Consider the following 14,705-nt stretch of genomic DNA (forward strand, 5'->3'; position numbering starts at 1 on the left):
ACGGCTGTGACGAGGAAGGATGAGAGCGCAAGCGAAGAATCACACCCATGTGGAGGAGCGGGCCCATGCAGCACGAGCGAGCGGGCAGTCCGGCCGGTCCCGAAGATCTCGTAGACGTCGCTCGGCTGGTCACCGCGTACTACGCGCTCCACCCCGACCTGGACGACCCGGGCCAGCGCGTCACGTTCGGCACCTCCGGACACCGCGGAACCTCACTGGCCGGCGCGTTCAACGACGACCACATCGCCGCGACCAGCCAGGCCATCTGCGAGTACCGCGCGGCCCGGGGCATCGACGGCCCGCTGTTCCTGGGCGCCGACACGCATGCCCTGTCGGAGCCCGCGCGCGTCACCGCGCTGGAGGTGTTCGCCGCCAACGAGGTGACCGTGCTGATCGACGAGGCGGACGGCTACACACCGACCCCGGCCGTCTCGCACGCCATCCTCACCCACAACCGCGGCCGCACCACCACTCTCGCGGACGGCGTCGTCGTCACCCCGTCCCACAACCCGCCCGCCGACGGGGGGTTCAAGTACAACCCGCCCAGCGGCGGCCCGGCCGCCTCCGACGCGACCTCCTGGATCCAGGACCGGGCGAACGAGATCATCCGCGGCGGCCTGAAGGACGTACGGCGCATCCCCCACGCCCGGGCCCTCGCCGCGGCCACCACCGGCCGCTACGACTTCCTGGGCACCTACGTCACCGACCTGCCCGGCGTGCTCGACCTGGACGCGATCCGCGCGGCCGGGGTGCGCATCGGGGCGGACCCGCTGGGCGGGGCGTCCGTCGCCTACTGGGGCCGGATCGCCGAACAGCACGGCCTCGACCTCACCGTGGTCAACCCGCACACCGACCCCACCTGGCGGTTCATGACGCTGGACTGGGACGGCAAGATCCGTATGGACTGCTCGTCGCCGTACGCGATGGCCTCGCTCATCGAGCAGCGCGACCGCTTCGACGTCGCCACCGGCAACGACGCCGACGCCGACCGGCACGGCATCGTCACCCCGGACGCGGGCCTGATGAACCCCAACCACTACCTCGCCGTCGCCATCTCCTACCTGTACGCCCACCGCGACCGCTGGCCTGCCGCCGCCGGTGTCGGCAAGACCCTGGTGTCCTCCGCCATGATCGACCGGGTCGCCGCCGACCTGGGCCGTGAACTGGCCGAGGTGCCCGTCGGGTTCAAGTGGTTCGTGGACGGGCTGGTCGAGGGCACCATCGGCTTCGGCGGGGAGGAGTCGGCCGGGGCGTCCTTCCTGCGCCGGGACGGCTCCGTGTGGACCACCGACAAGGACGGCATCATCCTGGCGCTGCTCGCCTCCGAGATCACGGCGGTCACCGGCAAGACCCCCTCGGAGCACTACGCCGCACTGACCGCCCGCTTCGGCGAACCGGCGTACGCGCGGATCGACGCCCCGGCGTCCCGCGAGGAGAAGGCCCTGCTCGCCAAGCTCTCCCCGGCCCAGGTCAGGGCGGACACCCTGGCCGGTGACGCGGTCACCGCGGTGCTCACCGAGGCCCCCGGCAACGGCGCACCCATCGGCGGCATCAAGGTGACCACCGACAACGCCTGGTTCGCGGCCCGCCCCTCGGGCACCGAGGACGTCTACAAGATCTACGCCGAGTCGTTCCGCGGCCCCGAGCACCTCCGCCAGGTCCAGGAAGAGGCCAAGACCGTGGTGCTGACGGCACTTTCGGGCTGAAGCACGGCACGGGACGGCCCGGGACACGGCATGGTGGCCCGGGCCGGGCGGGCTTCAGCTCCGCAGGCTGCGGGCGGGCAGGACGACATGCGCCGCCGAAGTGAGGACGTCCTCGTCGGACGTGAAGGCGGCCAGCGTCTCGAAGTCGCCGGGCTCGGCGCCCTCCGGCCACGGCCGGGTGGCGAAGATGAGGTAGGCGTACCCGAGTTCGCCCACGGCCTGCAACCAGGTCGACGGCGGGACGAACCGGGACTTGAGGTGCTGCACGGTGAGGACGGCCGACCCGGCACGACGATCAGGCCGACCGGCAGGCTCGGCCGCTGGGTCGCGTGGACGACACCCTCGCCCGGGGGGAGGCCGGCGTTGGTCAGCAGCTGCTCGATGGCCTTCGACGTGGCCTCCGGGTCGTTCGCACCGTCTCCGAGGGAGCCGGCCAAAAGGTACGGAACGTCCCCGGTGAGGTCACCGCGGAACCGTATCGGCGCACCGGGAGGCACTCGGCCCGCTCTCACCCGACTGGACGACGCCCCGCCGGCTCTCCACACGAACGAGGGCACATCCGCCTCGGGTACCGGTTCGCCGGGGTGGAACGCGATACAGGACACTGGAGGAAGATCCGACCCGGGAAGGACCGTCACGTGATCATCTTCGGCACCAAGGGGTACCTGTACCAGCTGGCGATACTGACGCTGGTCTGCGGCCAGTGCGGCAACCCCGCCGCCCACACGCTCAGGAAGCGCGTCACGAAGTTCACGCTGTTCTTCGTGCCGCTGTTCCCGATCTCGACGAAGTACCTCACGCAGTGCACCTTCTGCGGTGCGGAACAGAAGGTGACCAAGGAACAGGCGGAGCAGTTGCAGGCCCAGAGCGCGAGTGGCAACGGCGGCCAGACGTACGGGCAGCCGCAGCAGCAAGACCGGTTCTGAGCCCGGCCGTCCCGGGGCGGGGGAGGTGCTCAGCCGGCCGTGAGCATCTCGTCCGCCAGGCCCAGGTGCTGTCGTAAGGCGTCGCGTCCCTGATCCGTCAGCCGCACGACGCGGGAGCCGTCGCCGGGCACGAGCCAGGACGCCTCCAGCGCGCGGTGGAACAGGGCCGCGGCCACCGCGCCCGCCAGATGCAGGCGCTGTTCCGTCCAGTCCAGGCAGCTACGCGCACATGCGGACGGCCCGCCGCCCCCACCGCCTCGTCCGCGATCCCGAGGCCCGTCAGCCATGCCGCGCCGGACGCGGTGAGCGCAGGGCGGACTCCCAGGACAACAGCCCGCGAGCGGTCATGGCCTCGGTCGTCGCCACGGCGACGGAGCCGCCGAGATGATCGTAGCAGACCCGGGCGAAGCCGACGGCGCGGTGCCGGCGGGCGGCGGTGAGCGAACGGACCGGGACCAGCCGTCGGGGCACCCTGGCCGCCAGCGCCTCGATCATCTCCGCGATGCCGGGGTCCGCCAGACGCACATAGCGGTGCCGGCCCCGGCGCTCCTGAGCCAGCAGGCCGCCGGCCACCAGCCGGTTCAGATGGCTCGTGGCCGTGGACGGCGCGACACCGGCGAGGCGGGCCACCTCGGAGGCCGTCCAGGCGCGGCCGTCGAGCAGGGCGAGACAGATCGCGGCGCGCGTGCGATCGGCCAGCAGCGCCCCAGTGAGGCGAGATCCGGTTCTTCGGCATGGATGTCGAGGCTGGTCACCGACCCATTGTCCCCGGCCGACACTCCGACGTGCATCGAAACGTCCCGCCCGTAGCGTCCTGAGCCATGACGACCGACACCCACCGAGTGATCCAGCCGAGCGTCCTCTACTTCGGCACGCCCGTCGTGCTGCTGACCACCGAGAACGAGGACGGCACCTGCAATCTCGCCCCGATCTCCTCCGCATGGGCCCTGGGACAGCACATCGTCCTGGGCGTCGGCAGCGAGAGCCGGACCCTGCGCAACCTCGCCGAGCGCCCGGAGCTCGTGATCAACGTCGCCTCGCCCGAGCTGTGGGAGCATGTGGAACGCCTCGCACCGCTCACCGGGGCCGACCCGGTGCCGGCGGCCAAGCGGGCGGTGTACCGCTACGAGCCGGACAAGTTCGCCGCGGCCGGGCTCACCCCGGCCGCCGCCGACCTCGTGAAGCCGCCGCGCGTCGCCGAGTGTGCCCTTCAGCTGGAGGCCCGGGCACGCGCGCTGACACCCGGCGGAGCGGGTCTCTTCTTCAGCGTCGAGTGCGATGTCCTGCGCGTCCACGTCGCCGAACGCTTCGTCGTCCCCGGCACCCACCACATCGACCCGGCCGTCTGGAGCCCGCTCATCTGCAACTTCCGCCACTATCACGGCCTCGCCCCGGAGCTCGGCCACGGCTTCCGCTCGGAGACGGCCAGGGCCACCGCCCCCGCCGTCTGACCCGCCCGCACCGTGACCGATGAGCTGATCCAGACCCGCCCGGTCACGGTGCGGGCGCCGGCCCGTCCGCCAGGCGGCGCCGTTCCAGCAGCAGCGCCGCACCTGTGGCGACCGCCCCCGCGCCCTCCCACAGGCCGACCCCGACGAAGACGCCCGGCGCTCTCCCGCTGAGCGCAGCGACGGTGAAGACCGTGCAGGTGAGCAGACGGAACGGCACGGTCCACCGGAAGAAGGCCCGCCAGTCGGCCAGCGCCGCCAGCACGTAGTAGACGCCCATGTTGAGCGCTGCCATGGACGACGCCGTCATGAACGCGGGCGTGAGGTCCCCGGCAGCACGCTCGCCCGGGGCGGCGAGACCGAGCAGCGACAACTGCGCGGCCGGTGAGACCAGACCCACCGCTCCGAGAGCGGCGGCGAGCACACCGAAGGCGGCCACGGTCCAGCCGGAGGCCGAGCGGGGGAGACGCACGCCGGAATCGTATCGACGTTCGACCGGCGGCCGGGCCGGTTCCGTTCGCTTTCCCGGGCGGCACTGATCCGTGTGGCAACCGGAAGATCCCGGGTACTCGTCCCGCGGGCCCGGACCTGTGTGTGGGCCGATGGGCCTCCAGCAGTCGATCAGGAAAACGGAGGCGTACAGATGAGCACCGTCAAGGAAACCGTGGAAGTCGACGTCCCCATCCACACTGCCTACAACCAGTGGACGCAGTTCGAGGAGTTCCCGAACTTCATGGAGGGCGTCGAGGAGGTAAGGCAGCTCGACGACCGCCACAACCACTGGACGACCAAGATCGGCGGCGTACGGCGCGAGTTCGACACCGAGATCGTCGACCAGCTGCCCGACGAGCGCGTCGCCTGGCGCACGACCAGTGGAGACACCCACCAGAAGGGCACTGTCCGCTTCCAGCGCCTGGACGACACCCACACCCGGGTGGAGCTCGTGATGGACGTCGAGCCCAGCGGAGCGGTGGAGAAGGCCGCGGACATGCTCGGCGCGATCGACCGCCAGATCAAGGGCGACATGAGGCGCTTCAAGCAGTACATCGAGAAGCGCGGCGGCGAGTCCGGCGCGTGGCGCGGACGCATCCAGCCGGGCGGCACCGGCCCCTCCGTCTGACGCAGCGCCCCGGCCGGCTCTCCCGGACCCGGCCTCCACCCTGAGTGCGGTGGAGGCCGGGTTCTCCTTTGCCCGCGTGTTCCTCATGCGTAGACCCTGTGGGGTTTTCGGCCATCGTTATGACATGGACCTGTCCTGGTCGCCCTGCTGATGGCACGCTGCCCGTGGTTCGCAGCGACACCCATGCCCGACCGGGTGGATGAGCCCCACCGCCCGGCCCCACAGCAGAAGGAGACCGCGTGACAGGCACACCCCGTAGCCTTCGCTCCTCCGGCAGCGGCACCCGCGTTCGCCGCACCGTGCTCGGCGCACTCGCCGGCGTCGCCGCACTGCTGGCGACCGGCGTCACCGCCACCCCGGCGAGCGCCGCGCCCGACCCGGGAGCGGTGGCGCCCTCGGCGCAGGAACGCGCCCTCGCCTTCTGGACACCGCAGCGGATGCGCGCGGCCACCCCGCTCGACGTCCTGTCCGTCGACCGTTCCGACGTGCGGGCATCGGCACCCCGCAAGGGCAAGGCGACCGTCGTGGCACCCAGCACGCCCGCCGCCGACGCGGGACCTCTGGCGATCCCGAACGGTGGCGGTCCCTGGACCGGGGGCGGAGCGGTGACCAAGACCGCGGGGCGGGTGTTCTTCACCTACCAGGGCCGTACGGCCTCCTGCTCCGGCAACGCCGTCACCAGCGCCAACAAGAGCACTGTGATCACCGCGGGCCACTGCGTGAAGATGGAGGGCGCCTGGCACACCAACTGGGTGTTCGTGCCCGGCTACCACGACGGGCAGCGCCCGTACGGCACCTGGGCCGCGTCCAAGACCCTCTCCACGCCGCAGTGGACGGCCAGTGAGGACATCAACTACGACATCGGCGCGGCCGTTGTCGCCCCGCTGGACGGAAAGAAGCTGACCGACGTCGTCGGAGGCCAGGGCCTGGCCTTCAACACCGGCTACAACAAGGCCATGTACGCCTTCGGCTTCCCGGCCGCCGCTCCCTACGACGGCCAGAAGTTCATCTATTGCAGCGGCACCACCTACCGGGACTTCCTGCTGTCCAGCGATCACGGTATGAACTGCAACATGACGGGCGGCTCCAGCGGCGGCCCGTGGTTCACCCAGTTCGACGAGGCCACCGGGGCCGGGTTGCAGTCCTCGGTGAACAGCTTCAAGTACAACTTCCTGCCCAACGCCATGTACGGCCCGTACTTCGGCGCGGACGCACAGAACCTGTACCAGAGCGCCCAGTCGTCCTGAGCCACAGGCCGGCCGGGAGCCGGGTCCTCCTCCGGACGGCGGGGGAGGACCCGGCTTTCCGGCGTCGCCGCGCACGTGACGAACACGTCGCGCCGACCAGCGGTTCCGACAGAATGCCGGAATGACCGGCAACCGCATCACCTACAGCTGAGCTGCGGCTGGGTCGACACCGAACTCCCGGACGGCGCCAGGGCGTCCACCCATGAGCTGGCGGCGTGGCGGTTCAGCGAGCCGCGCACCCGGCTCACGCCGGAGCTGCTGCTGGCCGAGGTCCGCGACACCATCGACCAGCTCAACGGACGCCCGGACTCCACGGACCGCTGCCTGGCCGCCGTCGACGCGCTCCTGGCCGACCGGACCGAGGAGAACCGGGCCGCGGCCCGCGCCGCCCACCTCGCCATCCCCGAGACCCAACGCCACTACGTGCTCGGCGACATGGACCGCTAGGGGGTGTCCGCAAAGCCCCGTCGTCCGCCCGGAGGGCAGGCGGGACTTTACGGACACCCCCTAGGACCGGCCGCTTCAGGTCCTGGTGACCGGACCCGGCGAGCACCTGGACGGCGCCGCGCTCGGAGACCCGGTCACGCAGGAGGAGTACGACGAGGCCATCGCCTACTTCGAGGACCGGGCGAAGTGGATCGCACAACGGCCCGCACGCGTCCCGGACGGGCCCGCGACACCGATCGCCCCCGCGATCCACCTGTACGAGAGCCATTCCCGCACGCCTTCGGACGACCCGGGCACGAAGGCCCTGCGCAACGACTTCCCCGCCCCCGTCCTGGTCGGGGCCGTCACCTACCCCTCCGCCGCCCACGCGTACTGGGCCCTGACCACGACGGACCCCGATGCCCGGGCCGTCATCAGGGACGCGAACACCGTGTACGGCGCCCGGGACACGGCGGCCGTCGCTCCCCGGCGCGAGCCGCCTCCTGGAATTCGTCCGTTCGGAACTCCGCGCCGAGCAGGCGGGAATCACACTCCCGGAACCAGGCACCACCGAGGGGTGAGTGGCGGTCGCAGGTGCTTCAGCCGGTCGCCTCGGCGAGCAGCCCCACCTGCTCCAGCCCCGACGCCGCGGGCACGAAGATGAGCTCGTCACAGCCGGCCGCGGCGAACGAGTCGGCGTACGAGGCCACCATCTCCGCACTCACCGCGGCACTCGCCGCGATCTGCGCGGCGGCGTCGCCGAGGAAGCCGTAGTAGTGCTGGAGATAGCCGTCCGCGTGTGCCCGGGCGTCCGGGCCGAGTGCGAAGTACGCCAGCGCCAGCTTGCGCGGCGCGCCGGCCCGCCCCGCCTCCTTCCACGCGGCATCGACGCCGGCCGATGCCTCCGCGAACATCTGCGGCGTGCCACCGCCCATGATCCAGCCGTCGGCCAGCCGGGCCACCCGCCGGAAACCGGCCGGGGCCGATCCGCCCAGGATGAGCTCGGGGCCACCGTCGCGCACGGGCTCCGGCCCGATCGCACCGGCGAGCCCCCGCTCCTCGCCCGACCAGACGCGTTTCATCTCCGTCAGCTGTTCATCCAGCCGGCGTCCCCTGCCCTCGGTGGACAGACCGCTCGCGGCGAAGTCGTCGTCACGCCCGCCCAGCCCCACACCGAGCACGAACCGCCCCCCGGAGAGCCGGTCGACCGAGGCCGCCTGCTTCGCCAGCAGCGCGCTGTTGGTGTACAGCGGCCCCAGCAGCACACTCGTCGTCAGCCGGATCCGGCTGGTGACCGCCGCGGCCGCGCTCAGCGCGACCAGCTCCTCGTACCCCGGGTAGACCAGCCGCCCGATCGTCCCGAGCGTACTGAATCCCGCCTCCTCGGCCCGCCGGGCCCACTCCACGAGAACCGAACCGTCGGTCCCGGGAACCGTGTTGGGAAGGCCTATACCGATGTCCATCTCCACCTCCGGTCATGAGAGGGGGAGCGCCTACCCACCCGCTGCCCGGCGAACCGGATGTGACGAACTGATCACCGAGAGAGGGAGTTCCGCGATCACGCGGTGGGCATGCATCGATCGTTTGTCGCCCCCCCACAAGGAGTGAAACCGGCCAGGAACGCTCCCGCGACGTCCCCCACCCGCACCGCCCCCGGAGCCCTCCCTCTGATCGGGCCACGGCCTCCAACTCGCCCGCGGGCTCCTGCCGTTCCCCCCGGCCGACGCTCCACCCACAGTCGCAGCCGCCGGCACCGCCATCGACTCGCGGTGCCGGCGGCTGTGCCTTGCCTTGTTGACAGGCAAGTGCACTTTCAACTCCCCACACATCAGCCGGGCTTACCTCGGCGAGCCCCGCCAGGTCTCCGAACTGGTGCCCTTGCGTTCCCCGTACTGGAGTCCTCACGCAGTGCAGAAGGTCCTGGGCATCATCCTGACGGCGCGCGGCACTCCGTGGGGGTGCTGTCCCTGGCGGCCCGCCCGCCGAGTCAAGACGGCAGGCGGCTGCCACACGCACCATCAGGAGCGGGCGTTCTCAGGCAGGCTGTGCCTCGGCCTCGGGCGCAGCCGTCGGCTCCGACGCGGGGGCGCTGTAGAAGACGGACCGGCCCTGCTTGGTGCGTTCGGCCTGGCTCTTGGCCACGAGGCCCTCGAGCGTGACGCGCACGACCTTGGTCGCGATGTCGCGATCGGGGTGAGCCTGGCTGAGCGCCGCGGAGACTTCGGTTGCGGAGCGCGGTTCCTTCTGCTCGGCGAGGTGGCGGCGGATGAGCTCGACCAGGGTGGGCTGGGCCGCCTTCGGGGTGTCCGCGGCCTTGGCCTCGGGGGCCTTGGGCTCCGTGGCCGCCTTCTTCCGCGACCGGGTCGTGGACTTGCGTGCCTTCTGCTTCCCGCCGGGCGTGGCGTCGGCTTTCTTCCGTCGCGGAGAGGGCACCGTGGCGCCCTGATTCTCGGCTGCGGGCTCGGCTGCCGGGGCAGTTGTGATGCCGAGTGCCTGCTGCATGTTCACCAGCACGGTGTGGTCATGCTGCAGGGCGGCGAGCTGCTCCTGCAGAGAGGCGATTTCCGCACCGATCCGTTCCTGCTCCTTGACGTTTGCCTCGAGGTCGCCGGTCACCTGGGCGATGTACTGCGACGCCAGTTCAGTGGCGGGAGTTGTTGTCTCGGGCATGGTGCTGACCTTTCCTCGGCGTGTGGCCGTGCTGCGGTGTTCCTCTGGTGCGAGGTCTCGGCGGCATGGTGCTGTGGTGTAGAGATGGTACGGACATACGGAGCCGGATGTTCCCACCGAGTTGTGTCAGGTGCCCGGCATCGACTTTGAGTGCGATGCCTGGGCGAGCCAACGAGGCAGTACGCGAGCCGAGTCAGGCCTGCCACTGGTCGTCACCCCCGGCCGGCGGGCGGACTGTACCCGGTTCCAACTGCTCAGAGGAATTCATGGCGGCTCGGTCGGACTCACCGCGCAGTACGCAGAATTCGTTGCCTTCGGGATCAGCGAGGATTGCCCAGCCTGAACCATCGGGGTTCCGGTGATCGGCGACAAAGGTGGCACCGAGGCCCAGCAGCCGGTCCACCTCCTGATCGCGCGAGGTCTCAGGGCGCAAACACAGATGGATCCGGTTCTTGATTGTCTTGGTCTCGGGCACCTGGTTGAAGTACAACACCGGGCCCTCCGCCAGCAGCACCTGAGTCTCCCGGTCACCTGGTCTGTCCTCCGGATGCAGCGGACGGCCAGTCACACTGCTCCAGAACCGAGCCAGCTCGTAGGCGTCCGCACAGTCGATCGCCACGTTCTGCACTACCGATACCATGCGCGCGAGCCTCCCTGATCTCCACGCCAAGCGCCACCGAGTACTTCCGCCTCGCCGACGACACCGACCTCGCCACGCTGGTTCGTCTGCGCGACGACGCTGCCCGCTGGATGCTCGCCCAGGGCATCACCGGCCAGTGGCAGCCCGGCCGGCTGGACGAGGACCACTTCCGCCGGTCCATGGCGCTGGTGAGGTCTGGCTCGCCGAGGCCGACGGCCGCGTGGCCGGGGCCTGGGGGCTGTGGTGGGAAGACGAGGACGCCTGGGGACCACAGCCGCCGGTGGCGGCTACGTGCATCGGCTGATGGTGGACCGCAACAGCGCCCAGCCGGGGACGGGGCGGTTTCTGCTGCGTGCTGCGGAGCGCCGCGTTGCCGCGGCGGGGAGGGCGGTCGTGCGTCTGGACTGCCTGGCCGACAACGCGCGCCTGAACGCCCTCTAAGTCATGGGGCCCAGGAACCTACTTGCGAGTTCCTCCCGGCTGAACCGGGGATACAGACAGAGCGCCTCGTGGCGCACATGGTGCGCTCGACGACCCAGCGGAAGACGCCCAGACCAGAGCCGTGCGGCTGGCCTCGTTCGGCGATCACCGGGCGGATACCGCGCTTCCAGAGCAGGCGCCGGTACTTGTCGTGGTCGTAGCCGCGGTCGGCACCACGAGGCCCAGCCCATCGGCACAGGCGTCTTGTTCGGGAGGCGAAACGCTGAAGGGGCATACGGGTTCCTTCCGGAGGCGGCAACGGAACACGGAAGATCGGTCTCCCGCAGCCGCCTCCGGGTGCCGCGGGGGCCGGGCCTGACCGGCCGGCCCGGCCCCTGCGGCGGTACTCCCGTCGTGGCCACCGTGTGAGACGGCCCGGGGCACGGGCGGGGCCCCCGCGTCCGTCGCGTCAGCTCGGCTTGAGGATGATGGCCTGGCCGCCCGCGGGAGCCATCGCCACGCCCAGCGTGGTGGCCGAGGTGACCGTCCGAGTGCTGACCACGACCGGCGTCTGGTAGGGGCTGGTGCCCGGAGTGCCGTCGGCGTAGACGGTCGCCGTGTATGTTCCGCCGCCCAGGAACGTCAGCGGGAGCGACAGGGTCCGGGACGTCTCGTTGGTCATCGCCCCGACGTACCAGGTGTCGCCGCGGCGGCGGGCGACAGCGACGTACTCGCCGATCGATCCCGCGAGGGTGCGGCTCTGGTCCCAGGTGGTGGGGATGGCGTCGAACCATGGCAGCCCCGGCCAGTTGGACGTGTTGGCGTACTTGGACGGCGAGTCGTACCAGTACAGGAAGTTCAGCGGCTGGTAGAAGACCGCCGCCATGGCCATCTGGTGGACGTTGGTGGTCCGGTTCCGCGACTGGCCGTAGCAGATGGTGTAGTCCATCGGCCCGCCGATGTTGCGGGCGAACGGCAGGGTCACGTTGTGGCTCGCGGTCGGGAAGCGCTCGTTGCCGCGCACGCCCTCCATGGTGACCCAGTTCGGGTACGTCCGTTCGTAGCCGAACGGCCGCACGTTGTCGTGCATGTCCATCAGCAGGTTGTACTTGGCTGCCGTCCTGACCCAGTTCGTGATCTGGTTCGTCATCGCCTGGGTGCCGTCGTTGACGAATCCGAGCTTGACGCCTACGACGCCCCAGCTCTTGTAGAGGCTGAACAGGCTGTCGGGGTTGGTGGCCGCCACGCGGTCGACGTAGAGGATGACGCCGATGCCCTTGCTCGTGGCGTAGGAGATCACCGAGGGCAGGTCGATCTCCGCTATCGGCTTCGTCGCGTCGGTTCCTCTGACGTCGCCGTACCAGCCACCGTCGTACTCGATGAATTGCAGGCCGCGAGCCACGGCGAAGTCGACGCCCGCCATCCCGGCGGCGGTGGTGAGCTGTACACGGAAGGCCTTGCCGGGCTTGATCCACGAGGTGTCGGCCAATGTGCTCGCGGGGGCCAGGTTGAGCACCAGCTCGGCGTTGTCGACCAGTTCGGCGTGGGTGGAGCCGGTCACCACCGCCCGCCAGGGCGTGGCGAACGGCGTGGTGACCGTCGAGGTCGTCTGGACCCTGTCCGAACCGCGGCCGGTGCGCTCCATCAGGTGGGCGGCGAGGGTGCCCGGCTGCCCGGACACGGAGCTGAGCATCAGCCGCGGGAAGTTGAGACGGGAGGATTCGCAGATGCAGGCGATCAGGCCGCCGCCGGCGTAGGTGGTGGTCAGCGGCAGGTCGGTCAGCGGGCCGGTGTCCGTGGTCGTGGTGCCCGTGGAGGGGATCGAGCCGGGCGCGACCGGGTTGTAGGGGTCCTCGTCACGCGCGCTGTAGACCAGGGTGCTGTCGGGGAAGACGAACGTGGTCAGCTCGTCGGCGATGGTGGCGGTGCCCTTGCCGAGCAGCACGTACCGGAAGGCGACGCCAGTCGGGTAGGCGCGGATCTGGATGCTGAAGTTGATCAGCGAGGCGGTGTCCTGGAGGTTCCAGCGCATCTCCTGGTACCGGTCGCGGACGGTCGCGTTGCGGCCGTACACCGGAGTCCAGGTGTTGTCGATGGTCCAGTGCTGGTAGTTGGTGATCACCGTGCCGGCGGCGCCGAGCACCGTCCCGTCGCTCAGCTCGAGGCCGAGAGCCGAAGTGTCGACCACCGTCACGCCTCTTCGCTTCGCCGACCAGGTGAGCGCGCCCGAAGTCAGCGACATCGTGATGGTGTTGCTGCCGTCGGGGGCCGTCGCGGTGACCGAGGCGTCGGCCGCCTCGGCCGTCCCGGCGGCGCCGGCACCCAGCGCCGCGGCTCCCATGGTGACGGCGGCGCCCTTGAGGAGTCCACGCCGCGAGAGCCGTCCCGGGGCGCCGGTCGACGGCTGTTCAGGTATGGCGTGGCTCGCTGAATCTGCCATGACTCGTACACCTCTCCGTTGTGTGCATTTCGATTTGAGCCCAAACAAACAAGGTTCAATGTTTCTGAGCGCAGGCGCAGTTGGGCACGCCCGGGAGTTCCGTACTCAAGCTGGAGCCGCTCACAGCAGGAGTGTCAGGACAGGAATCCCTCCAGGACGAGGGTCGCCGCGCCGAGACTGACCGGGTTGCGGTCGATGGGGCAGAGACTGATCTCGGTGCCTTCCCAGGGTTCGGCGAGTGCGTAGCGGGCGGCGGTGGCGCGCACGTGCGGCAGGACGGCGCTTCCCAGACTGTCGGCGACCCAGCCGGTGAGCACGATGATCTGCGGGTTGCACAGGTTGATCAGGTTGGCGATGGCGATGCCGAGGTAGCGGCCGGTCGTGGCGATCACCTGCTGTGCGGCAGGATCGCCGGCCGCGTGGGCGGTGGCCAGGGCGTGGATGGTCGCCGTCTGGTCGTCGGGGTGCAGGAGCGGGCTGTCCGGGTCGATCTCCGCGAGGTGCTGCATGATGCCGGGTGCGCCCACGTAGGTCTCCACGCATCCGACGCATCCGCGGCGGCACTTGCGGCCGTCGATGACGAGGTTGGTGTGGCCCCATTCGCCGGCCGTGTTCGTGGCCCCGCGGTAGAGCGTCCCCTGGACGGCCAGGCCCGCGCCGACGCCGGTTCCCAGGGTGAGGACGGCGACGTTGTCGTGGCCGCGGGCGGCACCGAACCACAGTTCGGCGACGGTGCTCGCACGCAGCGGGTTGTCGAGGAGGACCGGCACATCAGGGACCCGGTCGGTGAGCAGGGCCTGTAGCGGTACGTCGTTCCAGTTCCAGTTCGGGGCGAAGACGGAGGCCGTGCCGTCCGGCCGTACCTGGCCGGGAATGCTGACGCCGATCCCGAGAATCCTGCCGCGCTCCACCTGGGCCCGCGCGCTCACGTCGTCGACTCCGCGGACGATTCGGTCCACGACGTAGTCCGGCGGGTTGGCGTGCGGATGCAGTTCGTACTCGGCTCTGGCCAGGACCCGCAGAGCGGGGTCGAAGACCTCGACGTGGACCGATTGCGCGCCCCCCCACCCCGCCGGCTTCGCGTCGCGCTCATACCGGCCGCACTCCGCGGCCGTCCACAGCGTCATCATCCGCCGTCGCGGCCTCGTCCCCAAGGCCCGGTCCCACACCCGACCTTCACAGCAGAGACGCCCATGTCCCCTGAGCAGAACCCGAGATCGTTCGGCCGCAGATCCTTCCTGCGCGCCTCCGGCACCGTGGCGGCGGGATTCCTCGCCGCGTGCGGCGGGAACGCCGGTCGCGGCGGCGGCTCCACCGGCGGTAAGGCGGCGATCAGCCAGTGGTACCACCAGTACGGCGAGGCGGGCACCCAGACCGCCCTGACCGACCCCGACCGCCACGCGGCAAACACACTCCAGCACCAGGACCGCGTGACGCCGAAGCCGGTGACCGGCACCGTCACGGACGGCGGACGGCCGAGCGCCCTGCTGCCACCGATGTCCTGGAACACCGTCACCATCCCGCTCGCCTCATGAGCGGCCCCAGGATCCCACCGCTCGGCCCGTACCCCCCGTTATCTTTTTGGCGGTCCTGCAAGAGGGCCGCTGGCCTCCGGGCCCGGCATGACTGTTGCCCCCTGTCGAGTCGATGACCTGGGGGGTG

Annotated in this window: 12 protein-coding genes and 5 pseudogenes; 8 read left to right on the forward strand and 9 right to left on the reverse strand. The window is 70.6% G+C overall.

Annotation, left to right across the window (positions count from 1 at the left end):
- The first annotated feature begins 65 nt into the window (after positions 1 to 65).
- Complete coding sequence (pgm, locus tag ACIBNA_RS31105; RefSeq protein ID WP_399168502.1) at positions 66 to 1,706, forward strand: phosphoglucomutase (alpha-D-glucose-1,6-bisphosphate-dependent); 1,641 nt, start codon at positions 66 to 68, stop codon at positions 1,704 to 1,706.
- Positions 1,707 to 1,760: 54 nt separating this feature from the next.
- Here pgm and ACIBNA_RS31110 read toward each other — a convergent pair.
- A pseudogene (locus ACIBNA_RS31110) lies at positions 1,761 to 2,431 on the reverse strand (DUF5949 family protein).
- On the opposite strand from ACIBNA_RS31110, the gene ACIBNA_RS31115 reads away from it, so the two are divergent.
- Positions 2,345 to 2,632, forward strand: a complete 288-nt coding sequence (locus ACIBNA_RS31115; RefSeq protein ID WP_399168503.1) for a zinc-ribbon domain-containing protein — start codon at positions 2,345 to 2,347, stop codon at positions 2,630 to 2,632. The pseudogene ACIBNA_RS31110 and the gene ACIBNA_RS31115 sit on opposite strands and share 87 nt — an antisense overlap.
- Before the next feature lie 29 nt (positions 2,633 to 2,661).
- On the opposite strand, the pseudogene ACIBNA_RS31120 reads toward ACIBNA_RS31115, so the two are convergent.
- Positions 2,662 to 3,423: pseudogene (locus ACIBNA_RS31120) on the reverse strand (ArsR/SmtB family transcription factor).
- Between the two features lie 30 nt (positions 3,424 to 3,453).
- Here ACIBNA_RS31120 and ACIBNA_RS31125 point away from each other — a divergent pair.
- Complete coding sequence (locus ACIBNA_RS31125) at positions 3,454 to 4,083, forward strand: flavin reductase family protein (protein WP_399168504.1); 630 nt, start codon at positions 3,454 to 3,456, stop codon at positions 4,081 to 4,083.
- A 43-nt stretch (positions 4,084 to 4,126) separates the two neighbouring features.
- Here the strand turns inward: ACIBNA_RS31125 and ACIBNA_RS31130 are convergent, their stop codons facing one another.
- Positions 4,127 to 4,552, reverse strand: coding sequence for a hypothetical protein (locus tag ACIBNA_RS31130; RefSeq protein ID WP_399168505.1), 426 nt, complete (start codon positions 4,550 to 4,552; stop codon positions 4,127 to 4,129).
- 171 nt (positions 4,553 to 4,723) lie between these two features.
- On the opposite strand from ACIBNA_RS31130, the gene ACIBNA_RS31135 reads away from it, so the two are divergent.
- The 3 genes from ACIBNA_RS31135 (at position 4,724) to ACIBNA_RS31145 (ending at position 6,894) form a co-directional block, all read left to right on the forward strand.
- The gene (locus tag ACIBNA_RS31135) at positions 4,724 to 5,200 is read left to right on the forward strand and encodes an SRPBCC family protein (RefSeq protein WP_399168506.1); all 477 of its coding nucleotides are present in this window, start codon (positions 4,724 to 4,726) and stop codon (positions 5,198 to 5,200) included.
- 239 nt (positions 5,201 to 5,439) lie between these two features.
- Positions 5,440 to 6,447, forward strand: coding sequence for a trypsin-like serine peptidase (locus tag ACIBNA_RS31140; protein ID WP_399168507.1), 1,008 nt, complete (start codon positions 5,440 to 5,442; stop codon positions 6,445 to 6,447).
- 75 nt (positions 6,448 to 6,522) lie between these two features.
- The gene (locus ACIBNA_RS31145) at positions 6,523 to 6,894 is read left to right on the forward strand and encodes a hypothetical protein (protein WP_399168508.1); all 372 of its coding nucleotides are present in this window, start codon (positions 6,523 to 6,525) and stop codon (positions 6,892 to 6,894) included.
- Between the two features lie 578 nt (positions 6,895 to 7,472).
- Here ACIBNA_RS31145 and ACIBNA_RS31150 read toward each other — a convergent pair.
- The 3 genes and pseudogenes from ACIBNA_RS31150 to ACIBNA_RS31160 all read right to left on the reverse strand — a co-directional run.
- Positions 7,473 to 8,336, reverse strand: a complete 864-nt coding sequence (locus ACIBNA_RS31150) for an LLM class flavin-dependent oxidoreductase (protein ID WP_399168509.1) — start codon at positions 8,334 to 8,336, stop codon at positions 7,473 to 7,475.
- Positions 8,337 to 8,907: 571 nt separating this feature from the next.
- Positions 8,908 to 9,543, reverse strand: coding sequence for a hypothetical protein (locus ACIBNA_RS31155; protein WP_399168510.1), 636 nt, complete (start codon positions 9,541 to 9,543; stop codon positions 8,908 to 8,910).
- Positions 9,544 to 9,802: 259 nt separating this feature from the next.
- Positions 9,803 to 10,183, reverse strand: a pseudogene (locus ACIBNA_RS31160) (VOC family protein); the annotation flags it as partial.
- A gap of 14 nt (positions 10,184 to 10,197) precedes the next feature.
- Here ACIBNA_RS31160 and ACIBNA_RS31165 point away from each other — a divergent pair.
- Positions 10,198 to 10,618, forward strand: a pseudogene (locus ACIBNA_RS31165) (GNAT family N-acetyltransferase); the annotation flags it as partial.
- Positions 10,619 to 10,703: 85 nt separating this feature from the next.
- Here ACIBNA_RS31165 and ACIBNA_RS31170 read toward each other — a convergent pair.
- From ACIBNA_RS31170 to ACIBNA_RS31180, 3 genes and pseudogenes are all read right to left on the reverse strand, one after another.
- A pseudogene (locus ACIBNA_RS31170) lies at positions 10,704 to 10,922 on the reverse strand (hypothetical protein); the annotation flags it as partial.
- Between the two features lie 150 nt (positions 10,923 to 11,072).
- Complete coding sequence (locus tag ACIBNA_RS31175; protein WP_399168511.1) at positions 11,073 to 13,043, reverse strand: glycoside hydrolase family 97 catalytic domain-containing protein; 1,971 nt, start codon at positions 13,041 to 13,043, stop codon at positions 11,073 to 11,075.
- A 134-nt stretch (positions 13,044 to 13,177) separates the two neighbouring features.
- Entirely contained in the window at positions 13,178 to 14,173 is a 996-nt protein-coding gene (locus ACIBNA_RS31180; protein WP_399168512.1) for an ROK family protein, read from the reverse strand.
- Positions 14,174 to 14,236: 63 nt separating this feature from the next.
- Between ACIBNA_RS31180 and ACIBNA_RS31185 the strand changes: the two genes are divergently transcribed.
- Entirely contained in the window at positions 14,237 to 14,578 is a 342-nt protein-coding gene (locus ACIBNA_RS31185; RefSeq protein WP_399168513.1) for a hypothetical protein, read from the forward strand.
- The last annotated feature ends 127 nt before the right edge of the window (positions 14,579 to 14,705 follow it).

Source organism: Streptomyces sp. NPDC050164 (assembly GCF_044459945.1).
Lineage (GTDB): Bacteria > Actinomycetota > Actinomycetes > Streptomycetales > Streptomycetaceae > Streptomyces > Streptomyces coeruleorubidus_A.